Below are 21,859 nucleotides of genomic sequence, written 5' to 3'. Positions count from 1 at the left end.
CATGCAAAACTCGCACGAAACCCACGAAAGCCAGCCCTGGTTTGAGCCGTTCGCCGCCGGTTTCGGGGCGTGGTTCGGGACCGACGGCGCACCGCCGCGCGACCATGCCATCGCGGTTCCGCTGCTCGCCAAAGCCGCGAGCCTTGGGCACGGCGGTTCGGCGCTGCTGCTCGACACCGTGCTCTACGAACTCTCCGCGGACGCGAGCGCGCGTTCCGACGAACGCGGCGCACGCACGCTGGCCCGCCTCGCGCTCGCGTACCGCACCGCCGCCTTCTGGTCGGACAACGACCCGGACGTTGAGCCGGACCACGAGAACGCCGAGCAATGGAACCGAGCCCGCGCAACGCCTTACGAGCCCCGGTTGTGGGCGGCGATCGACGCGTTGCAAAACGACCCGATCGCGGCGCTCAACCGGTTTGAAACGCTGGCGCTCGACGGGCACCCGGTGCAAGCGTTTTTCCTCGCCGGCCTGGCCGCCGAAGAAGCCGCCGACCGTGCGCAAGCGCCGGGCGAGGTGGACCGCCTGATGCAGCGCGCCCGTCGCAACCTCATCCGTTCCGCGAGCGCGGGCAACCGCGCGGCGCAAAAACGCCTCTTCGCGCACCTCAACCTCAAGGCTTGACCATCATGGAGACCATCGTGCACACGCTTTTCAAGACCATCGCCGCGGCGCTGCTCGCCTGCACCGCGCTCGCCACCGCTCCCGCGCACGCGCAAGCGAGCGTTAGTTCGTACTACACGTACCAGGACGCGACCGCCAACGGCTGCACCGCACGTTTCATGCACCGCCAGACGTACGACGGTGGCATCGCGGGCCAGGCGATCGGGGGATGGGGCGTGTGGGTCAAGATCACCGACTCTTGCGGTGGCTCATTCAACGATACGTCCGATTTCGCGAGCATGGGGTATTGCACCGCGGGCCAGATGACCGACTCCGCGCGTTGCTCGGTGTCCGGCGCCGTGATCCGCGTCTGGCGCGTGCACGCCAACTGCGGTCGCGAACTGCTCGCGCAGATCGACGGCGCGACGTACACCGGGCAGGCCAGCGCCGCGTGCGTCGGCTCGGTGCTCAACTGAACCGGAGGCCGCGATGAGCACGCTGAACGACGAACTGTACGACCAGCACGACGACGAGGACGAGGACGAGGACGACCTGGACGACGACCTGGACGACGACGAGGACCACGCGATCGACTCGGACATCGCGCTCGACCGTTTCACCGACCGGGCGATGTGCCACGGCCGCCGCGCGGCGACGTGGCTGCTGATCGGCGCGCTGGCCGAGGTCGGCTTTTTCGTCGGTGTTTGCTACGTCGTAACATCAGTACGCTCGCTCTGGCTCATCGTGCCGGCCGCGATGATGACGAGCGTTGTTATGTTCATGCTCGCCGGGCTGATCAACATCCGATGGGACCGGCATCGCGAGCGCATGGAGAGCGTGCTGCAGGACGCGATGGTGTGGCGCAGTGACGTGCAGCAGAAACGGGAAGGCGAGGAGCGAGCGTACACGCGGCGTCACTTCGCGCGGATCGAAGAAGAGAGGCTCGACGCACTTCGCGAAGAAATGACGTGGAGCGTCGGCCCGGCCCCGCTGTACATCGACGCCGACGATCGCGAAGCGATCGCGGCTTACGAGCAGCGGCGCGAGATTGGCCCCGAGTTCGGCGACCTCTTCGACGCGCTGGACGGGCCGGACGACCCGACCGACGACGTGGAGTCGGACACCGTGCCCAACGTGCCCGCGGTGCAGGCGTGGGTGCAGCGCTGGGCCGGCATGAAGCCCGTCAAGAAGCCGCGGCCGGCCCCGCTTTTGAAGCGGCACACCGACGCCGAAGGCCGGCGCCTTGAACGCGAACTCTCCCAGGCCATCAACAAGCATTGGACCGGAAAGTTCCACAAGTTGCTCGACGAAGGCGCGGACCCGAACGGGCACGACGGTAGCGGTAAGCCCTTGGGCATCGCGGTGTTGCGCGGGCGGCTCGAGTACGTGTCGTGGCTTCTCGCGCTCGGCGCGGACCCGAACGCGCAGTACCACGGCCGGACGATCATCGCGACGCTGATGCGGCAAGTCGAGCAGTACGCCGACGAAGGCGGTGGCGACGGCGACGACCACGAATGGCCCGAGCGGATCGAACTGCTGGCCCGCTGGGGCGCGGACCCGCACCGTGAGAACAGGTGGTACGACGAAGACGATGACGACGAAGGCCCGAACGCCTGGCCGTTCATTCTGAAGCGGCCCGTGCTTTACGAAGCGTTCATGAAAGGCCGCAACGCCCGGTTGCAAGCCGACGACGACGCCATGCGTTTGCTGCGCGACGGGCGCGAGTCCGTGGGCCTCGCCGAGGTCGCCGACGCGACGCGGGCCATGCTCGACACCGCGCGAGGCGTGGGCCGGGCCTGATCGCTTGCGACGGAGGCCGCAGGCGGATCGACGGGGCGCGCAAGCGCCTCGTTTTGTCTTGCACGGAGGCGCGTAAAAACCCGGGGCCGGAGGCCCATCCGATGCTGGCGCCCATCGCCACGGGCACCATGAAAAAAGGCCCTGAAAAAGGGCCTTTTTCTGCGTCGTGGCGATTCAACGGCTTGACCACCGCCTCGCGCTGCGCGCGACCTGTGGAAAACGGGGCTCTGGCGTGCGGCGTTCGCCGCTGGCCCCGTTTCCCACAGGCAAGGGTCGTGGACAAACCTTCACCGGTAGGCTTGCATGTCCATTGCGGCGCCGAGCCGGTTGTACCACTCCTGCGCGCCGCGTCCCGTGTGGAAGTAGACCCGATGCTGCGGCCGGTCGAGGTCCGTCGTGTTGATCAACAGGTGCGGCTTGACCATCCCGTTCGACGTGCTCACCTCGACCGTCCGCACCTGATCGAACGGGATGATCCGCGGGGCACTGAACCAGCCGGTCTTGACCAGCAAACGGCGGCTCGTCGGGTCGAGTTCGAGACGGCAGCGGCCGAAGCCTTGCGAGTGGCGGTGCGTGGGATTGAACGACATGGTGTCCTCTCGTGGTGGTGTCGTGAAAGCAGTAACGGCCCCCGAAGGAGCCGTTGAAAAATCAGGTGATGCGGTTCAGGGCAGGAAGGCCGACAGCCGTTGCGGCAAGGTCGCCTCGAGGCTATCGGACCCGTCCGCCGTGTGCAGCAGCAGCGGTGCGCCGTTGCTCGTGAACGTCGCGTTGAACGCCTGATCGAACGCCGCGACGAGGCGCGTGTCGATCAAGCCCGGCACCGACGGCGCGCACACGTTGTACTCGCCCGAGGGCATCCCGTACGTCGCGCCGGCCGGCGGGATGAGGCCGTTCGGGATCGGCTGCGCGCACGCGGCCATCGCCTTCGTTTTGTAGGCCCCGACGAACGCCGGAATGTTCGTGAGCCCGTAGCCGAGGCCGCCCGGGGCCGACGATGTGAGGTAGCCGATCGTCGCTTCGTAGACCGGGTACGACGTGCTCATGTCGTTGCCCGAGCCGTTCGCGGTGAGCAGGTCGGACGCCTGCGCCGCGGCCAAAATGCTGGCCTTGCTACCCATCGGCAGTTGCGAGACGGTCGTTGCCATGCCTTCCTGGAACCAGGTGTCCATGCCGCCGAACGGCGATGCCAGGCTGTACAGCGCCGCGTGCGTGCCTTCGTGGCGGAAGAGGTCGAAATAACGCAGCCCGGTGGTTCCGTCGGTGTACGACGTGGCGTTGGGGTACCTGGACGAAAAGTTGGCGCTATCGGGTGACATCAGTTGCATGATCACGCCGGCCGGACCTTGGGCCGTCTGGCCCGTGACGCTCCCGCCGGTTTCGCCCGCGCTCTGGCCGAGGGCGGTGTCCACGCACAGTTGCACCTTGTTCGTTCCGTCGAACGCCACGCCCGACGCGGGCAGGCCCAGCGCCGCACGGATTTGCGGCACCGCCTGCTCGAACAGGTCGGCCGCGACCTGTTGCGCCTTAAGACTGGCCCCGTTGGCCGAGAAAACGATCACGTCCGGCGCGTCCACGACGGTCGTGGACGTGACCGAGGCGTTCGCGCAGTTCGATTGCATCGGGCTGTTGCCCACGCTGAACGCCGGGCCGGAATAGTTCGTGACCACCGCGGCGGCGATGTCGGCCGGAACGGTGTATTGCGCCAGCAACGTTGCGCCGTTGCTCACCGTCGGCGTCGTACCGGTGCCCGTTCCGGTGCTCGACGAGCCGCCGCCGGACGAGCCACCACCACCGCCACCGCCGCCACCGCCGCAGGCGGCCAGGCCGAAGGTCATCGAAACGGCCGCGGCGGCGGCCAGCGTTTTCAGAACGGTGTTGCGCATGAATCCCCCGAGAGTGTGGCCCGTCAACGGGCCGTCATAAAACGTCAAGTTTTATCCAAATACGGCATTTTGGCTCATTCTAAACGGTACAGGCGACCTTGACACTTCATGTCATGTTTGACGACTTATGTGGGTTTAGAAATGGCGGTAAAAGGTACCGAGGAACCGCGGAAGAGGTCTCCCGTCAAGGGGATCGGCAAGCGCCTGGCCGCTCGTCGTCGCGCGCTGGGATTCACGCAGGCCGAGTTCGCCGAGCGACTGGGCGTCGCGGTCGAAACGCTCTCGCGGATGGAGGGCGACAAAACGACGATTTCGCTGGCCCGGCTGGCCCAGTTTTGCGACCTGCTCGACGTGCCCATCGACCAACTGCTGCTGCAAGTCTCGGAGAACCCAAGCGACGAAGCGCGGGCGCTGATCCGGTCGCTGGAAGACTTGCGGCCGGCCGACCGTAACCTGGTGCTCGAGAACGCGCGACACCTGGCGTCGCTGCTGCGCAAGCGCAAGCATTGAGCCGGCCGGCGCGTTCATGACCCGTCCCGATCGTTCGGCGGAGGCTCAACCGGCGGCGCCGGCTCGCCCACGTCCAGACCGTCGAACGCCACCGGCCCCGGCTCCTCGTGCTCGTCGAGCAACGACGGGTTGCGCAGCGCCGCGTCGATCAACCGGCGCAACGCACCCTCACGGCCGAGGCCGTGGTCCGCGGCCAGCGTGTCGAACTCGGCGAAGCGGCCGGCCGGTACGTGCAACAGGACGACGTGGTGCGACGCCGCCTCGAGGTCTTCGACCCACACGGCCAGTTCGGCCGTCACGGTGTAGTCGATCAACTTGCGCAACAGGTTGGCGAAGTTGTACGCCGGGGACATCACCAGCGCCGGGCGCGGTTGTGCGCCGTAGTACCAGGCACGTAGGTCCGCATCGTCCGGGGCCGGCTCGTCGCACATCGCGGCGAGCGCGCGGTACAAGGGCAGCAGGCCGCAGTCGTCGGCCAGCCCGATCGACAGCGTTCCATCGCTGGACCGCTGGTACCGTACCTCGTGATCGACGCCGGACACCGTGACCAGCATGGTCGCATCGGCCGAGCCGTCGTCCGAGCCGTCGATGAACCCGAGGCGCACCGACGCCTCCACGGCTTTCAGCGCGGCGGCGAAGCGAAGTTCCTGGACCATGTTGTGGGCTTTTGTGCCGTTCATGACCGTACCTCGCTCGCTTGCGCGTTTCGCAGCCGCTCTTGCCGCGCATGACGCTCCGCCCGGCTGATCCGGCGGTCCTGCCGCGCCTTGCGTTCCGTACCGCTCATTTGCTTTTGCTTGCGCGTGCTCATACGTCGGCCTCGTCCGACCACAGATCGGCGTACGCTTTCGCGCACACGGCACGGTGATCGCCACGGAACGACAGGCCGAGGTGCCGGTCCAGCCGTTCCTCGCTCGTTTGCCACACGTCGGACGACAGCAGCGACGCAGCGCACAGCACGAGCGGAAGGCCAGCCAGCACAAACAGGCCGGGCAGCAGGTCGTGCCAGGCCAGCAGCACGACATCGACGGCCAGCAGAGCGACGGCCGCGGAGAGCACCACCGCGACGGCGACACCGCGAAGGTCCACGCCGCGAGCGCGAGCCAGGTTCATGAGGTTGCGGATCATGACGTGCTCCCTTCGGTTCGGGTTTGCGTGGGCTTGGGCTTGCGCAGAAACGGCCAGCACAAATACACCATCCAGGCCATCGCGAGCGCGAACAGGCCGGTGATGACGGCGCCCACGGCGTCCGGGTTGCGCGTCCACGCGGCCGGGCCGGCGAAGCACGCGGCCCCGGCGAAAACGCCCAGCAGGATGAAGCCCACGGCGACGGACAAGGACGACGGCGGAACAGGGTTGAGGTCGTGCATGATGCAATCTCCCGGAGAAGGGGTTAAGGACTAATCGGCGGTTTCGTACAGGCTCTTGCGTTCCATCTCTTTGAGCGTCGCGCGCATCCGGGCCAGATACGCCTCGGCCGATCGGAGGTCTGCAGCACGCTCGTGCGACTGCTGATTCAGGTACACCGCCGCCACGATCGACACGACCGCGAGGGAAGACTCGACGGCCGCAAACGTCAACAGCGCGGTGGAGGCTTGGTCCGTGACGGCGAGCGTTGCGACGCCGCCGATGGTCACGACCAGCGAGGCGGCCGAGGCGGAAACGCTGCATCGAAACGCGATCGCGTTCCGGCGTAGCGCGGCGCGGGCTTCAGCTCGCATCCGCTTGGCGCGCTCTTTGCGGCGCTCCCACGGTCGAACGCTGAACCGGACACGCAGGGCCATGTCATGCTCCGACCAGTTCGAGGTAACGGCGAACGAACGCCTCGCGTTCGCGGGGCGTGAGGCTTTCCATGGCGAGCAAGCCCGCAGCGATGTAGGCCGTACGCGAAACCCCGATGTGCTCGCGCTCGCGATCGGCGTTCGCAACGACGCTTCGCAGCATCGACATCGACCCGAGACGCACGCGGTCCGCCGCGTGGCGGTTCAGCCAGGCGTGCCAGCGCAGCGTGGACGGTGAAAGCGGACGTGTGGGCATGGGAACGGAACTCCGGGAAGTTGATGCGTTGGCACAAACGCTATGGACCCAGGCTACCTCGAGTACGAACTAAAGCAAGCCGGTACAGAGGCGTACCGCAAAAATAGTTGGGGCTCCCAGGCGACAATGGGCGTAAGCGGATCGGGCCACCGGCCCGGATGGTTTCGCGAGGCGTGCCAGTAACAACGACATGGGCCGCATGAGCGGCCCAAGGTCTTTCCGTGCGCTTCGCGAAAAGGCACCGGCGCTCACGCACCGGCCGACCCGCTGGCGCCCATCCGCGCGAGCGCCTGGTTCAGCATGACCGCCTGGTTCAGCGTCACCGCCAGGTCTACCAACGTGCGCCAGCCATCGGCGTCGAGTCGCACGTGTTTGTTCGCCGCAAGGTCACGGTGAAGCCGCGCGGCCGTTTCCACGATGCTCCGCGTCCCAGCCGCTCGACCCGCGCGGAGCATGTCCTGAACGAGTTGGTCGTCATCGCTCGGCGCGGCCTTGACCGAGCCGGCGACGCTGGACGCGTACGCCTCCTCGCGCTCACGCGCGGACTCGAGCGCCCGGTCGATCGACGCGATGAGGCGATCGAGCACCGGGATGATTTCGGCGTTGAACGCCTGCACGGCGCTCAACGCCACGACGGACTCGATGCGATCCTGCGGGGCCGACGGTTCAGCGACCGGCGCGATGGTCGCCGGTTGGGCGGCGGGCTTCTTGAAGTTGAGCGGGATGGACATGGTGCGTTCTCCGAGGTGTGGGCGCCGACACGGCCCCCTTGTACCGGCCCGACCCGCCGTGAGGCGGGCACTGGGTCGGAACGGGGGCAAGCCACCGCTACAGCCGGGGCATCAGAAGCCGTCCGGCGACCAGGACGAGTGCTTGCAGGCCGGGAAGGCCGAGCAAGCGTAAAACGGCTTGCCCGCGGTCCCGGGCTTGGTGGAGATTTTCTCGACCATATGCCCGTGACCGCACACCGGGCAGATCGGCCCGGTCGGCTCGGTCGATGCAGCCGGCGTCGCCGGAGCCGTCAACGCATCGACCAAGCCTTGCTGCTGGTCGGCGATGATGAAGACGTGGTTTTGTATCGAGGAGATGCGGGCGCCGAGGTCGTTGAGCATGTCCGCCGTGGCCCGCGCCTGCGCGTCGGCCATTCGCTTCGTCACATCGGCCAGCGCATCGTCCAAGACTTTCGCAGATGCGCCGACGACCCGCCGCTCCATCGACGCGACAACCTCCTCGTACAAGGCGCGCTGCTGCTCCATCAGGCGCTCGGTCTCGGCGTGAGCGTTGCTCTCGCGCAAGGCCGCATCGTGGACGTACGCCGCCAGGGTTTGGCCGGCGGTGTCCGCCGCTCGCTGAACGATCGCCGCCTCGCTCGCGGAGAAACGGACTCCCTTGAACACGGTTCGGGCTTCTTTCATGACGATCTCCAGGATCAAAGGCGTTTGCGGGCACGGGCCACCGGCGCGGCCGGTTCCTGCAGCAAGCCCCAGCGCCGCACGCGGCTCCGCTGAACCGGTCCGCGCTCGAAAGCCTCGAACCGACGGCGGTACGCAGCCGGCGGAACCGGGTTGAGCAGCACGGCGTGGACGTGCGGATGCTCCGGCTCGGGTTCGGCGTCGAGGAACAACGGCGTTTTCCACAACGCGCCCACGCGCGCCAGGAACGTGTCGAGCGCCTGATCGACGGTCGGCGTGACAGCGGGAGCCTTGGCCGGAGACAGCCGCAAAGCGCTATCGACGAAATCACGGATGAACTCCGGCAGGTCGAAATCCTTCGGCCCGCCACTTCGACGAGCCAGGTTGAACAGCCCAAAACAGTCGGCCGCGATCGCTTGAGCCAAAGTTTGGGCTCGCGCAACATCGCGGGTTTGCAGCGACCGGCGAACGGTCGTGGGCGCTCCAGGCACGCGGAGGTCGCGCGGCAGGCCGATGCAGAAGGCGAACATGCCGGACGGCGTGCTGGTGAGGTACGTGGGTTGTTTGGTGTGGACGGTGATCATGAAGGTTCTCCAGAAGGTTGGACAACAGGTTGGTCAAGCAGGGGCGCGGGCGAGCCGCATGTAGCGCTTCAGGTACAGCACGCGCTCACGGTCCGGTAAGGACAACCAGGCGAGCAGAGCAGCGCCAAGGTGATCCGCGATGCGGGCCGAGGCCGTCGCTTGCTCTGGGCCGGTCAAGCCGTTGCTTTTCTCGACCCAGACCGCGTGATCGACACGGCACCGCTTCACGTCGTCGTACACCTTGCGAACGATCGCCGTTCCCACGGCTTGACGGGTCGGCTCGCGCCGCTTGCGCGACTCGCGGGAACGCACGGTACCGGGGCTGATCATGACGACACCTCGTCGGGTTCGTTCAGGCTATTGAAGTCGAACGGCGAGCCGTCGCGCGCCGCATCGGGCGCCTGCGGTTCTTTGTGCGCCTCGATCGACGCGGTGGCGGTTCCCGCCACCGCGTCGCGCTGGCTTTGCTCGGCGTGGAACGCACGCATGTAGGCGGCGATGGCTCTCACGCGATCCTTCACCGGCGCTTTGTTGAAGTGATCGAGGGCCGCGCCGATGTACACGTTCAGCGTCGCGGCCTCGGCCGCACCGGCCGACGCACGGAACGCCGCCGAATGCTGCGCGTTGGCTTTCTCCAGGCGACTGAACGCCACCACGCCGTCCGGTTCCGTCGGGTCGAGGTTCTTCGCCGCATCGACGTACACCGACTTCAGGACCGATTGCCCAAGGTATGCCCGCACGCCTTTCCACTTGCTCCGGCAGGCAGCCATGCGTTCACGCGAAGTCGTTGCCATGTTCATCCCCAGAAATGCAAAGAGCCCGTGGATCACGGGCTCGAACGTTGAGCGCAGAAAAAGCGCTGATGACCATGTACTACCTCCAGCAATCACGGATAGCAACAGGTGACACTAACTTTTTTCGTCGCGGCGATGCTCGACCGTCCGGCCAGCACGCACCCCGACTTATTGATAAATAGTCCATAACAACGTCTGGTTTTCACAGGGCCGACGCGGGCACATGACGACCCGCTGAAAACCCGCTTTTCGCCGTTTTGTTGCTTGCGACGCCGCACGCTCACAGAGTGCCCGAAACCTGGTCGCGGGCTCGCGTGCCGATCGGTTCATCCACCGCTCGAGTCCGTTGAGCAACAGGTGGCGACGAGCGGCCAGCGAAGCATTGCAACAGGTGGCGTTGCGGTGATGCGCTCGCGTTCGACCTCGTGTGCAACAGGTGGCGATCCAGCATCAACGCGGGGATTGCAACAGGTGGCGTTGTGCGTCGATCGGCGGTAGAGGGCGAGCATTGCAACAGGTGATTGAGAGGGCAACAGGTGATGACGATCGGCGGGTTGCAACAGGTGATGAACGGCGATCAAGCGAGGCACGACGACGACGGGAAGCGGACCACCAGCGGGCGACCAGCACCACACCGTCACCAGCGACAAGCAACCCCGACTGCAACACCGTCACCAGCAACAAACCAACGGCGTCACCAGCGACAACCAGGACTGGCGACGGTCAAAGGCGATCCCGTCACCAGCGACAAAGCAACACCGTCACCAGCGACAATCGTGGGTTGATGCGTGAGGCGGGTCGGTTGAAGCAACTGCGAAGACTCCCACAGCACATACAGCGCTCCGCGCGGTACCCGTTCCGCGTCTGCGACGCGGCCATGCGCCTGCGGCGCGCTATGTGCAGCAAGGCTTTGCGGGGAGCGGCTTTGAGTACACGTTTTTCAACGCCAAAGCCGCTCGACAACATCGGGAAATCCGTTGAACGCCATGCCTGGAAATGGTTTGCCGCAGCCGCTCATTTTTATTCGTTTGTCATGTCGTGGCGCCGCTCGTGGACGTTTGCCTTTAGGACTGCCTGGAGTTATTGCTGAAGGGGTAGCCGCCGTGCGCGGCGTCCGTTCAGGAGTGCACCGTGGAAAAGCAAACCGTGCGCCTCGTCGCCGAGGAGATCGCCCAGGCGAAGGCCCTCGCCGAGGCCAGCAACATGACCGTCGCCGAGTGGTACCGAGAGACCATCCGCGACCGCATCGCGGGCGCGTCCGCCGTCACCAGCATTCAGCGCGGGTTCGCCGAAGCGCTGCGCAACTTTCAGCGCGACATCGCCGCGGTGGACCAGCAACGTCACCAGGTACTCGTGAACCTGATGGCCGCCGCCGCGGAGAAATCGACCGGTGCGAAGCCGGTGGAGGCCGCCAAGCCGGTCTGCCCGAAATGCGGAGTCGGGCACATGGAACCCAAGCGGTTCACCAAGGGCGAGCACGAGGGCAAGACGGTCTACCGCTGCTCCAACGAGTCCTGCCGGCTCTTCAGTTGGACGCAGGACGGCCAAACGCCCCTCACCAAGGAGGCGCAATCATGAGCAAAAAAGCCCACGACGGTATGGTCTATTGGTTCGGCCCGCCGCCCAACATCGCGCCCTCGCAAAAATACGCGGTGCGCTTCGTTGCCTTGAAGGAAGCGCTGGCCGGTCTGCTGTTTTATTTCATCACGCTGCCCATCGCGTGGCTCGCTGGTCCCGGTGACGTGGGCGGGATCGGCCTGCTCGCCGGGATCGGCGATACGTTCGGCGCGCTGTTCCACGCCGTGACGCACGGTCGTTTCTTCGCCGCCGAAGCGTACAACTTCGCGAACCTCTGGACGTACTACCTCCCGGCGACGCTGGCCCGGCTCGGGCTTGCCTCGATCCTGCCGCTCGGGATGGCAACGTACATCTACCGCGACCAGATCATCCCGCGGTGGCACAACATGGTGTACATCAGCGGGCCACGACTGCTCGACGGGAAGGCGGCGGTGAGCGAAGCGATCCGCGAAACGAGCGGGCCGTCGTTCTCGGACACGCTCACCGACCAAGGGATCGTCGCGGCGGTCCATCGACTGCTCCACCCGCCGAAGAAGAAACCGTACATGTCGGTTTGCCCGTCGCTCGGCAAGTTCAGCCGGACGTGGTGGACCAAGCACCTGATCATCGTCGGCAAGCCCGGCTCGGGCAAAACGATGATTCTGCTGCACATCCTCGACCAGATCGTGCTCGCCCCGATGCTGGGCGCGGTGAAGAACCGGGCCAAGAGCATCATCCTCGACGCCAAAGGCGACTTCACGTCGTTTTACAAGACCGCGATGATCCTCAACCCGTGGGACAACCGTTCGGGCATTTGGGACATCGCGAAAGACCTGGCCGACGTATCGGCGGCCAAGATGTTCGCGCAATGCCTGCTCCCGGCCAGCGACGGCAACGGGAAGTTTTTCGATGTCGCCAGCCAGAAGATCATGGTCGGCGTGATCCGCACGTTCCACCACACCCACGGCGGAGAGGGCTACGGATTCACCGAACTGTCGCAGCGGTGCCGGCTGGGCCAGCAGGGCTTGGCCGACCTGTTCGCACCGTACGTCGCCATCGACCCGCACATCGAGTTGGCCTACAACGACGTGAAGAACCCGGGGCCGACGGTCGATAGCGTGCTGTCCACGCTGTCCAACGGGGCCGCCCTGTTGACCGACCTCGCGATGGCCTGGCCGACCACGGTTCCCAACGACAAGCGCCCACGCTTCTCGTGCAAGGAATGGTCGTCCGACGACTGGAAAGGCCCGCGCCACATCCTGCTGCGCGGCAAGAGCGGCAACCCGTTGACCGTGGCGTTCATTTCCGCCCTGTTCAACATGCTCACGCCGCAGATCATGGACCTGGAGGATAGCAAGAAGCGCCACCTGTTCATCGTCTGCGACGAGTTCACCGCGCCCGGCAAACTGAAGATCGAGCCGTTGATCGACAAAGGCCGGTCCAAGGGCTGCTGCGTCATCTTGGGGTACCAAGACCCGAGCCAGATCGCCGAAACCTACTCGACGGACACGAAGAAAACGATCCTGTCGATGATCGGTTCCAAGATCATCTGCCAGATCGCGGCCGGCGACACGGCCACCGAACTGTCCGAAGCGATCGGGCGGATGCGGGTACTGGTCACGAACACCAGCACCAGCGCGACGCCCGGGGAAAAAGCCAGTCAAACCAGTAGCCGGAACGAAGAAACCCGCTTGACCGTCGCGACGCATGAACTGTCCGACCCCGAGGTGATCGGCCCGTACGACGTACCGACGTGGCGGGAACCGGCCGGGTTCCGGGTGCGCGCGATCTTGTCGATGGGCAAGGACGCGTTGCGGTTGTCCTGGCCGGGCCACGACACCGACGCTCGCATCGTGCGGCCGGTGAACGATCCGGCCTCGTGGGCGGCGGCCGTCACCGCGCCGCTGTCGCCGACGCCGCAACCGCCGGAGCCGCCGGAGCCGAACGAGCCCGCGCCGGACACCGAAGCCGCCGACACCAACACCAACACCAACCCCGAAACGGAGCCTTCGGCCCCCGAAACCGCGGCCAGCACCGAAGGCGGTCTCGAGTCCGACGATGCGGGCGATCCCGACGACCTGATGGGCCTGCTTGACGACGTGGCCGACCCGATGGACGACGACGGCGGCCCCGTGCAGGCGCTCGAACCGGCCGAGGCGCCCGCGCCCGCACCCGTCGCCGAGGCGAGCATCGCGGCGAGCGGGGAAACCATCGACGACGGGCCGGAGCAGGTTGTGAGCATCATCACGCGCGACGTGCGCGATCCCGTGGCCGCGGCGAAACTCGCCAGCAAGGCACCGACGGAAACCGTGGGCGACGACCTGGACGAGGTGGCTGGCGAGGTCGCACGGTCCTACGCGGCCGATGCGGTCGGCGAAGCGATCGGCGTGGTCGGACTCGGCGGCCTGCTCGACGCCGTGAAGATCGTGGACATGTACCACGAGAGCAAGACGCCGACCGGCCCGACCAAGAAGCAGACCACCATCACCGTGCGCGGTCGGTGATCCGCAAACGCCCCTTCTATATAGAGGGGGCGTTTGCTGGACATCGTGCGGATCTGGAGCGAGGATGGATCAACGTTGGTGCCAACTGCATCACCACCCATCCGGCCCGTGACCCCACGGGCCGTTTTCGTTAACGGAGACCCACATGGTCGTGATCGAACCGCTCGATAGCCGAGGCGCAACGAAGGGCAAGCGCGGGAAGCCCGGCGTCAACATGCTCGACTACCTGTACGAAGGGCAGGAGCAGCAGCCGGGCTACCTGCTCGATGGCACGGAGCAGAACACCAGCGCCTGGCGCGGCGACCTCGCGAAGGCGCTCGGCATCGAGGGGCAGCCGGTCGATCGCACCACGTTGTGGAAGCACGCGCAGGGCTACATGGGCAACGGCCTGAACGACGTACCGAACGCTGGGGTGCTCGACGACGTGACCGGGCCGGACGGCAAGGTGACGACGCCCGCGCACAAGGTCGGCCACGCGATGGTCCTCTCCAACGGCAAGGACTTCAGCCTGGCCTACGCCGCCTCGTCCGAGCACGTGCGCGCCCGGATGCTCAACGCGAGCGACAAGGGCGTGAGCGAGGCGATGGACCTGATCCGCCGTTACACCGAAAGCCGCATCGGCAACCAGCCGGTCGAGACGCGCGGCCTGCTCTACACGACGCACCAGCACTGGACCGCGCGTCCGGTGTTGGGCAAGACCGCGAAGACGCCCGACGCGAACGCGCCGGAAACGCCCATCGCCGGCATGAACAACGTGTACGGCGAGCACCAGGCCAACCTGCACGTGCACATCATGCTGCTGAACGCCGCGCTGGCCGACGACGGCACGCCGCAAGGCAAGGTGACGGCGCTGAACGACCGCGACCTGTACAACCGGAACCTGCAATACGCGGCGGACATGGTCTACAAAGCGACCACGGCCCGCGAACTGATGGACCTCTTCCGGTACGAGAAGGTGATCGAGCGCGACGCGCTGGGCAACGAAACCGGCCAGATCGACTACCGCATCGTCGGTTTCTCCCAAATGGCGCTCGACCTCTCGTCGGACCGCCAGGCCGAGGCGCTGAAGCGCGCGGCCGACAAAGGCATGAAGGTGAGCGATGCGTTCTACCAGACCCGCGCGAGCAAGGACAACGAGCCGGCGTACGAGGAACTGATCGCCCCGGGCGGCTTGTGGGAGCGCCAGATCGGCGGGCTCGTGGCCGGCGGCCACATGGTCAAGCCCGAGGAGTTGTTGACGCAATCGGCGCACATCGGGCTCGGGCCGCGCGACGACACGACGATCCTGAAAAACCTGCACGGCAGGTTCGGCATCAACTTCTCGCGCGTGGACATGCTGGGCGAACTCGCCAAAGAACACGGCCCGTTGTTCCCGGCGACCGCGCAGGCCCAAGAGGCGTTGATCGACCAGTTCATCCAGCGCAACGACCTGGCGCGTTACGCCGCCATCGAGCGGGCCGGCCTGCTCACCTACTCGTCCGGCTGGTACGTCGAACAAGAGCAGGCGTACATGCAGAGCGTGCACGACCGAGCGACCGACACCCGCACCGCGCTCGCGGGCGACATCGAGGCGTACATCGCCGCCTACGAAGCCAAGAAGACCACGCTCGAGCATCGCAAGAACGGCCCGGACGCCGAGGCGATCACGCTGATGAACGAACAAAAAGCCGCCGCCCGTATGCTCGCCGGCCCCGGCGGCACGGTGGTGCTGCGGGGCTGGGCGGGCACCGGCAAGAGTTTTTCGATCGGCGCGATGACCGACGCCTGGAAGTCCGAAGGACGCGAGGTGTACGGCCTGGGCCAGGCGTGGACCGCCGCCACGATGCTCGAAAGCGAGTCCGGCGTCAAAGGCATGTCGGTCGCTTCGTTCCTGGCGGAACTCGAAATGGGGAAGATCAAACTCGGCGAGGGGGCGGTCGTGCTCGTGGACGAAGGCGGTACGCTGGACGTACTCACCGGCCGCAAACTTCAGGCGGCCGTGGACGCCGTTGGCGGCAAGTTCGTGCTGATGGGCGACGACGAGCACCAGCAGCAAGCGATCGGCGTGGGCGGTGCGCAGAGCGCCGCGGTCCGCGCTGGAGCGCCGGTCATGGAGATGACCAACATCAACCGGCAGCGCGCCGGCCACGTCGTGGGCGAGGTTGTCAAAGGCGACAAAATCGTTGAAATCCGCAGTCACAAGATCATTTCCGACTTGCTGTACGCCAAGAAGGGCCAGGCGGCCGTGGACGCCTTGAAGGCCGAGGGCATGATCGAGATCGTCAACGACGGCTACCGGGCCGAAATCGAAACGCTCGCGAAGCGGTACGTCGAGGCGAACAAGATCGACTGGAAAACCGGAGAAACCGTCATCCGGGACGGCAAGCCGGTACCGTTGTCGTTGCGCCAGAAGGTGATGCTGGCCGGTGAGAACGCCGACGCCGATGCGTTGAACCAGGCCGTGCGCGACCTGCGCCAGCAACGCGGCGAGGTCGGCGCGGACTTCACCGTGTTTGCCTACAGGCACAACAACAAGATGGGCCGGCAGCAACAGGTGCTGGGCGAGGGCGACCTGCTGCGCTTGGGCGCGGTGACGAAGGAGTACATCAAGGACGACCCGGCACGTAAGGCGATCAAGGACCAGCGCGCGGCAGACCGGGACGCCTACGAAACCGCCAACGCGGCGTTTAAACGCAAGATCAAGGCGGCGGCGACGGCGGGGAATCCCGAGAAGGCCGCGGCGCTCGAGGCCAAGCGCTTGGCGGCCGAGAAGGCGTTCCAAGATCGGGACGTGCGGCTCCACGAGCAGCAGTTTCGTCACACGTCGGAGGAAATCGAAAAACACCGGCGACAGCAGCAGTATTTCGACAAGCAGATCGCCGAGGCGCGCAAGAGCCCCAACCAAACGATCGAGGTCACGAGAAAGGGCGTCAAGACGGGCGAGACGAAGACCCTGGCGCAACTGATCGCCGAGCGCGACGCCGATGCGTTGAAGTTCCGGGTGAGCGAACTGGCCGTACAAAACGGCACCAAGGCTGAAATCGTCGCTGCGAGCGACGATCCGAAGCACGCGGGCGACAAAATCCTCACGCTCAAAATCCTGTCCGACCTGCCCGACGACACCAACGCCCGCGGCGAAGCGCGGACGGTCAAGGTGCACACGCGCGATTACCAGCATTTCCAACTGGGCTACGCGGGCACCAACTTCAGCGCCCAAGGCCAGTCGAAAGAGGCCGCGTTTGTGTACGCCGCCGGGATGGCGGATCACCAGAAACTTGTGCCCGCGCTCACGCGTCACAAGGACCGCATGACCATCGTGGGCAACGAGGAGGACATCGGGGGCCTTGTGACGGCAATCGAGAAGGACAACCTGAAACTCTTGGCGGAGGACGTGCTGCGCGACAAGACCGTGCTGAACGCCGGCACCCAGCAGCGGCTCGCCGATCAAGCCGCCGCCGCGCAGGCCAAGCGCGACGAGGTGGCGGCGCACGCCGAGGCGACGCTGGCGACGTTCAACCTGCCCGTGCGGGCGACGGCACACGACGCCCGCCGCGACGTGATCGCGGCGATGGCCGACGAGCACGCCAAGCGGGCCGGCGACTCCAACACGTTGAGCGCCGTGGCGAGCGCGGGCGACTCCCAGGCGCTCAACGCCGCGATCCGCGAGCGGTTGAGGCAGGACGGCCGCATTCGGGGCGCGGACGTGACCTTGACCGTGACGCGTGGCGCCATGATCGACGGCTCAACGTTCACGCCGGAGGCGGACGTGCAGAGCCGCGGGGCCGAGCGGTACTACCGTGGCACGCTGGAGGAAACCGGGCGCCGCCTGTACGACCCCGCCGATCCGAAAAGCATGTCGCCCTACGCGCTCATCCGCGGGCGCGACGGCCAGGCCCACTACGTTCACGGCGTGGACGTACCGAGCGCGATCGAGCGCGCGGGCTTGGCGATCGGCGCCACGGTCGAACTGCGCAAGGGCGGCGGGGAAGCGGTACAAGTGCCCGACCCGGAGCATCCGGGCCAGACGATGCTCACGACGCGCAACGGCTGGACGGCCACGGCGCACGACTTCGCAAAGCACGACGCCGTGCAACGCGAAGCGTTCGACCGCGACGCCGCGCAGCGAGCCGAGGCGCTGAACGCCAAGACCAAAACCTTGTCGCTGGACGTCGCCGAGGGCGACGTGCTGGCGTTCAACAGCCCGAAGGCCGCCGCGGTGACGCACGGCTTGACCGATCCGGCGAGCGTGCGCCTGGCGGTCCTCAACGTCAAAGGCGGCGAGCAGCCGGAAATCCACGCCCGCGTGATCGGCGCGAACGAGAAGCACCCGGACCACGGCAAGGACATCGTGCTCACGAACGGCGCGGGCGTCGAGCACGCGCACGCCATGCCGCTCTTCAAGGCCGAGCAACTGGCCGCCGGTAAAACCGTGCAGGTCATGGCCGCCGAAGATGGTCGCATCAAACTGGACGACCTGCGCAAGGTGCAGGCTGCAGCCGACGCCGTGGTGCTGCGTGGCACCGGCCAGGCGTTCAGCGCCACGGGTGCGACGATCGGCCAGACTTTGCACAACCGGACGGACACCACCGAGCGCGCGCAAGCGGCCCTGCATTCCGTCACGGACCGCGGCGATCGGGCGCCGGTCGCGGTGGTTCACGCGGAGCGCAAGCCCGAGGCGTTGAAAGCGCTGGGCCAAGCCTACGTCGAGAGCCAGCAGCACGACCGGAACAAGATCGCCACCGCCGGGAACGTCGCCGACGTGCGCCAGGTCAACAACGCCGTGCGCGACGCGCTGCGCGAGGCGAACCTGCTGGGCGCGCAGGACGTGGTGGCGAACCCGACCAGCAAGAGTCCGCTGGCCCTCGCCGACGGCGAGCGCCTGGTACTGCGAAGCGAGAAGGGCGCGTCGTCGTTCAACCTGAACGAGCGCCTGGAAGAGCCCGCGCAAGCGACGTACCGCGTTCGCGGACTCGAAACCGACCGCGACAAGGGCGTGTCGGCGGTGCTGGAGGTCGAGAGCACGAACGCGAAGGACGACGGGCGCATGTTCACGGTCAACGACCGGGCGCTGGCGTACATGACCCACGCCTACGCGACGACGCACGACAAAGCCGCCGCCCTGAACCGTACCGAGGTGCTGGCGTACGTCACCGAGAAGGACAAGCCGCAAGCGGTGAGCAACGTGCTCACGAACCCGGCGCACGGCGCGGTGTACGGCACCACGAGCAACGTGCAAACCTTCACCGGTAAGATCGACGGCGCGCAGCGCGTGGCCGCGCAGGCGCTGGATCGGGCCGCGTCGTTGCAGAACCGCGAAGGGCTCGAGCGCGATCAACGGCTCCAGCAGGCCGAGCAGCAGAAGCAGCACGCGATCGAGCAGGCCCGGGCGGCCGAGCACGCGCAGAAGGTACAAGCCGAGGCTCAAGCGACCGCGAGGCGCGAGGCCGACCTGAAAGCCGTGGCCGAGGCCGTCGCGGAGAAGCGCCAGGCCGTCGAACGCGAGAAACAGCAGGCGCAGCAGCGGGGCCGGGTGCACGAAATCGAGCACGCGGCGCAGCAACAGCAGCGTCGCGGCCGAGGCATCAGCATGTAAAACGACAACGGGGCCGATCGGCCCCGTTTGTTTTACGGCGTGCGCGGCCCGCGCCGGTGCGGCGGCAGGTCGGGCATCGCTTCGTCGATCGCACCGCCCAGCGTGGCGGCCTCGCGCGCCTGGTGCTCGCGCAGCCAGTCGTCGAGCGCGGCGGTGAGCAGCCGGGCGTACGCCGCGCCGACGTACGCCATCCGCTTCCGGCGGACGGCTCGACCGTTCGCCGACACCAGCGCGCCGTCCTTGTACTGCCGAACCGCGGGCGGCTTGGCGTTCCCCTCGATCACGTCGATCCATTCGGCCACCAGTCGGATCGAAAACACCCACTCTTTTCCCCGCTTGCGGCCGCGGATCGGGTAGTCGCCACGGGCCAGTTGGTTGCGGATCGACTGCACAGCGCCCGGCCCGTTTTGGCCGAGCGCATGGGCCACTTGCGGGATCGTGAGCACCACCACGCCCGGGCCGGCGAGTGCCTCAAGCCGCTCTTCCGTCGTTTTCACGGCGTGCTCCGCTTGCGCTGGTACGGTGGCAGGTCGGGCGCGGCCTCGTCCGCCGCAACGCCGAGCACGCCGGCCTGGCGTTGCTGCTCCGCGACGAGCCAGCGGTCCAGCGCGTCGGACACCATCGCGCTGAACGCCAAGCCTTGTTGCCGGCGCAAGCGTTCGGCGTTCGTCGGACGACCACGACGTTTCGGCGGCGGCGGGGGAGGGGCAGAGCGGGAACGGGAAACGGCGGGCGCGGTGACGGCGGACGGTGCCGGTTTGGCGTCCGGCTCCACACCGTCCAGCCAATCGGCGACCCTGGCGATGCTCCATACCCAGGAACTACCGACCTTGCGGCCGGGGATGGGGAACGTACCGCTCGCCAGTTGATTGCGTACCGACTGCGCGCCGGCTTTCCCGTTTTTTCCCAACGCGACGGCGACCTGATCCACGTTCAGTACAGCGGTACCGGGGAACAAGGCCGTCAACACGTCGATCGAGGAAGACATGGCGGGGAAGGCTGGGAAAATCTTGGGAAAACCGGGAGCGTTATCGCGTTATTCTGCGTTATGTCCCGTTATGGGGGGTTTGGGCTGGAAGCCTTACTGGGTAAGGCTTCCAGCGGTATTGCTTGGTGCCGGAAAGAGGAATCGAACCCCCGACCTTCGCATTACGAATGCGCTGCTCTACCAACTGAGCTACACCGGCAGCAGAGAAATGAAATTATATGGTCAAATCCGAGATCTAGGCAATAGGTTTTGCGAAATTTTTTCAGCTTGCTGCCACTGCTTCGCGAAACCATCGATCCGGCAGACTTCCCGCTTTCACTTCACTGCGATGCAACCGGTCAGGGCCACATCGCGAAGGCGCGATTCTACTGATGTCTCGCACCTTCGTCTAGTGCTGCAGTGCAAATTTATTTGCTGTCGGTGTGATAGCCGGTCACACGCTCGACTTCGTTCTTCGAACCGAGGAATACCGGCACGCGCTGATGCAGGCCGGTCGGCTGCACTTCCATGATCCGCTGCGAGCCCGTTGTCGCGGCGCCGCCAGCCTGTTCGACGATGAACGACATCGGATTCGCTTCGTACATCAGGCGCAGCTTGCCCGGACGATCGGGCGTGCGCTTGTCGGCCGGGTACATGAAGATGCCGCCGCGGTTCAGGATCCGGTGCACGTCGGCAACCATCGATGCGATCCAACGCATGTTGAAGTTGTCGCCGCGCGGACCGTCCTTGCCGGCATTCAGTTCGTCGACGTAGCGCTGGACCGGCTCGTACCAGTGGCGTGCGTTCGAGGCGTTGATCGCGTATTCGCGCGTATCGGCCGGGATCTGCATGTTGCTCTGGGTGAGCACCCACGAGCCGACTTCGCGGTCGAGCGTGAAGCAGTTCACGCCGTTGCCGGTCGTCAGCACGAACACGGTTTGCGGGCCGTACACCGCGTAGCCGGCCGCGACCTGCTCCGTGCCGGGCTGCAGGAACGATTCCTCGGTAGCCTGCTTGCCGTCCGGGCAGCGCAGCACCGAGAAGATCGTGCCGATCGACACGTTCACGTCGATGTTCGACGAGCCGTCGAGCGGATCGAACACGAGCAGGTATTCGCCGCGCGGGTAGTTCGCCGGGATTGGGAAGAACGTTTCCATTTCCTCCGAGGCCATCGCGGCGAGGTTGCCGCCCCATTCGTTCGCGTCGAGCAGGATCTCGTTTGACAGGATGTCGAGCTTCTTCTGCACTTCGCCCTGGACGTTTTCGCTGCCGGCGGTGCCCAGCGCATCGCCGAGCGCGCCCTTCGACACGTTGTAGCTGATTGCCTTGCACGCGCGGGCGACGACTTCGATCAAGAGGCGCAGGTCGGCGGGGAGGTTGTTGGTCTCACGTTGCTGTTCGATCAGGAACTTGGACAGCGTGGTGCGGCGGGCAATGGACATGACTGACTCCGAAAGGCCAAAAATCCTTGAATTGCCGCAATTTTACCTGTCGTGCTTCCCGACTCGCCGGCTTTTTTCGTCCCGTTACACGGCCGGGCGGCCGAATCTGTCGGGATTCGGCGGGGATGACGCGGCGGATGCGCGCTGCGGCGGCGGGAAATCCGGGGGGCTGAAGCGGTGTACGGCTCCG

Annotated in this window: 22 protein-coding genes and 1 tRNA gene; 7 read left to right on the top strand and 16 right to left on the bottom strand. The window is 66.2% G+C overall.

Annotated elements, in window-relative coordinates:
- Position 1: 1 nt before the first annotated feature.
- From J7024_RS11835 to J7024_RS11825, 3 genes are read left to right on the top strand one after another with little or no spacing between them, the layout of a single operon-like run.
- Entirely contained in the window at positions 2-625 is a 624-nt protein-coding gene (locus J7024_RS11835; RefSeq protein ID WP_234745069.1) for a hypothetical protein, read from the top strand.
- Between the two features lie 17 nt (positions 626-642).
- Positions 643-1,080 carry a hypothetical protein gene (locus J7024_RS11830; RefSeq protein ID WP_234745068.1) on the top strand — a complete coding sequence of 146 codons (438 nt, stop codon included), beginning with the start codon at positions 643-645 and terminating at the stop codon, positions 1,078-1,080.
- Between the two features lie 13 nt (positions 1,081-1,093).
- Positions 1,094-2,404 carry an ankyrin repeat domain-containing protein gene (locus J7024_RS11825; RefSeq protein ID WP_234745067.1) on the top strand — a complete coding sequence of 437 codons (1,311 nt, stop codon included), beginning with the start codon at positions 1,094-1,096 and terminating at the stop codon, positions 2,402-2,404.
- 287 nt (positions 2,405-2,691) lie between these two features.
- On the opposite strand, the gene J7024_RS11820 is transcribed toward J7024_RS11825, so the two are convergent.
- Together J7024_RS11820 and J7024_RS11815 are read right to left on the bottom strand one after the other, a co-directional pair.
- The gene (locus J7024_RS11820) at positions 2,692-2,994 is read right to left on the bottom strand and encodes a hypothetical protein (protein ID WP_234745066.1); all 303 of its coding nucleotides are present in this window, start codon (positions 2,992-2,994) and stop codon (positions 2,692-2,694) included.
- Between the two features lie 75 nt (positions 2,995-3,069).
- Positions 3,070-4,338, bottom strand: coding sequence for a hypothetical protein (locus J7024_RS11815; protein ID WP_234745065.1), 1,269 nt, complete (start codon positions 4,336-4,338; stop codon positions 3,070-3,072).
- Positions 4,339-4,431: 93 nt separating this feature from the next.
- Between J7024_RS11815 and J7024_RS11810 the strand changes: the two genes are divergently transcribed.
- The gene (locus tag J7024_RS11810; protein WP_234745064.1) at positions 4,432-4,800 is read left to right on the top strand and encodes a helix-turn-helix domain-containing protein; all 369 of its coding nucleotides are present in this window, start codon (positions 4,432-4,434) and stop codon (positions 4,798-4,800) included.
- Between the two features lie 14 nt (positions 4,801-4,814).
- Here the strand turns inward: J7024_RS11810 and J7024_RS11805 are convergent, their stop codons facing one another.
- The 10 genes from J7024_RS11805 to J7024_RS11760 form a co-directional block, all read right to left on the bottom strand.
- The gene (locus J7024_RS11805; protein ID WP_234745063.1) at positions 4,815-5,480 is read right to left on the bottom strand and encodes a hypothetical protein; all 666 of its coding nucleotides are present in this window, start codon (positions 5,478-5,480) and stop codon (positions 4,815-4,817) included.
- 127 nt (positions 5,481-5,607) lie between these two features.
- The gene (locus J7024_RS11800; protein ID WP_234745062.1) at positions 5,608-5,928 is read right to left on the bottom strand and encodes a hypothetical protein; all 321 of its coding nucleotides are present in this window, start codon (positions 5,926-5,928) and stop codon (positions 5,608-5,610) included.
- Positions 5,925-6,170, bottom strand: a complete 246-nt coding sequence (locus tag J7024_RS11795) for a hypothetical protein (RefSeq protein WP_234745061.1) — start codon at positions 6,168-6,170, stop codon at positions 5,925-5,927. Before J7024_RS11795 ends, J7024_RS11800 begins: the two co-directional genes overlap by 4 nt.
- A 30-nt stretch (positions 6,171-6,200) precedes the next feature.
- A complete protein-coding gene (locus J7024_RS11790) occupies positions 6,201-6,584 on the bottom strand; it encodes a hypothetical protein (protein WP_131753334.1) in 384 nt (127 codons plus the stop codon).
- A 1-nt stretch (position 6,585) separates the two neighbouring features.
- Entirely contained in the window at positions 6,586-6,837 is a 252-nt protein-coding gene (locus J7024_RS11785) for a hypothetical protein (protein WP_234745060.1), read from the bottom strand.
- Positions 6,838-7,085: 248 nt separating this feature from the next.
- Positions 7,086-7,568 (bottom strand): hypothetical protein, encoded by a 483-nt coding sequence (locus J7024_RS11780; RefSeq protein WP_234745059.1) that lies wholly within the window; start codon positions 7,566-7,568, stop codon positions 7,086-7,088.
- Positions 7,569-7,679: 111 nt separating this feature from the next.
- Positions 7,680-8,252: a topoisomerase DNA-binding C4 zinc finger domain-containing protein gene (locus J7024_RS11775; RefSeq protein ID WP_234745058.1), complete on the bottom strand. Its 573-nt coding sequence runs from the start codon at positions 8,250-8,252 to the stop codon at positions 7,680-7,682.
- Positions 8,253-8,266: 14 nt separating this feature from the next.
- Positions 8,267-8,833 (bottom strand): DUF6538 domain-containing protein, encoded by a 567-nt coding sequence (locus J7024_RS11770; protein ID WP_234745057.1) that lies wholly within the window; start codon positions 8,831-8,833, stop codon positions 8,267-8,269.
- A 33-nt stretch (positions 8,834-8,866) separates the two neighbouring features.
- Positions 8,867-9,163: a hypothetical protein gene (locus tag J7024_RS11765; RefSeq protein WP_167046712.1), complete on the bottom strand. Its 297-nt coding sequence runs from the start codon at positions 9,161-9,163 to the stop codon at positions 8,867-8,869.
- The gene (locus J7024_RS11760; RefSeq protein ID WP_234745056.1) at positions 9,160-9,663 is read right to left on the bottom strand and encodes a hypothetical protein; all 504 of its coding nucleotides are present in this window, start codon (positions 9,661-9,663) and stop codon (positions 9,160-9,162) included. The genes J7024_RS11765 and J7024_RS11760 overlap by 4 nt, the downstream gene beginning before the upstream one ends.
- 1,095 nt (positions 9,664-10,758) lie before the next feature.
- On the opposite strand from J7024_RS11760, the gene J7024_RS37305 reads away from it, so the two are divergent.
- The 3 genes from J7024_RS37305 (at position 10,759) to J7024_RS11745 (ending at position 19,260) form a co-directional block, all read left to right on the top strand.
- On the top strand, positions 10,759-11,205 hold the full coding sequence (locus J7024_RS37305) for a DUF1936 domain-containing protein (RefSeq protein ID WP_234745055.1): 447 nt from the start codon (positions 10,759-10,761) through the stop codon (positions 11,203-11,205).
- On the top strand, positions 11,202-13,688 hold the full coding sequence (locus tag J7024_RS11750; protein ID WP_234745054.1) for a type IV secretion system DNA-binding domain-containing protein: 2,487 nt from the start codon (positions 11,202-11,204) through the stop codon (positions 13,686-13,688). Before J7024_RS37305 ends, J7024_RS11750 begins: the two co-directional genes overlap by 4 nt.
- Positions 13,689-13,833: 145 nt before the next feature.
- A complete protein-coding gene (locus J7024_RS11745; RefSeq protein WP_234745053.1) occupies positions 13,834-19,260 on the top strand; it encodes an AAA family ATPase in 5,427 nt (1,808 codons plus the stop codon).
- A 32-nt stretch (positions 19,261-19,292) separates the two neighbouring features.
- Here J7024_RS11745 and J7024_RS11740 read toward each other — a convergent pair whose 3' ends face one another.
- The 4 genes from J7024_RS11740 to J7024_RS11725 all read right to left on the bottom strand — a co-directional run bounded on the left by J7024_RS11740 (position 19,293) and on the right by J7024_RS11725 (position 21,669).
- Positions 19,293-19,757, bottom strand: coding sequence for a hypothetical protein (locus tag J7024_RS11740; RefSeq protein WP_234745052.1), 465 nt, complete (start codon positions 19,755-19,757; stop codon positions 19,293-19,295).
- Positions 19,754-20,248 carry a hypothetical protein gene (locus J7024_RS11735; RefSeq protein WP_234745051.1) on the bottom strand — a complete coding sequence of 165 codons (495 nt, stop codon included), beginning with the start codon at positions 20,246-20,248 and terminating at the stop codon, positions 19,754-19,756. Before J7024_RS11735 ends, J7024_RS11740 begins: the two co-directional genes overlap by 4 nt.
- A gap of 123 nt (positions 20,249-20,371) precedes the next feature.
- A tRNA-Thr gene (locus J7024_RS11730) sits at positions 20,372-20,447 on the bottom strand.
- 208 nt (positions 20,448-20,655) lie between these two features.
- The gene (locus J7024_RS11725) at positions 20,656-21,669 is read right to left on the bottom strand and encodes a class 1 fructose-bisphosphatase (RefSeq protein WP_124827956.1); all 1,014 of its coding nucleotides are present in this window, start codon (positions 21,667-21,669) and stop codon (positions 20,656-20,658) included.
- Positions 21,670-21,859: the final 190 nt, after the last annotated feature.

The sequence above is a fragment of the Burkholderia sp. WTPI3 genome (assembly GCF_021483755.1).
In the GTDB taxonomy this organism is placed as follows: Bacteria; Pseudomonadota; Gammaproteobacteria; order Burkholderiales; family Burkholderiaceae; genus Burkholderia.
The sequence above is the reverse complement of the archived record's forward strand: the minus strand, read 5'-3'. Positions and strand labels throughout refer to the sequence as shown.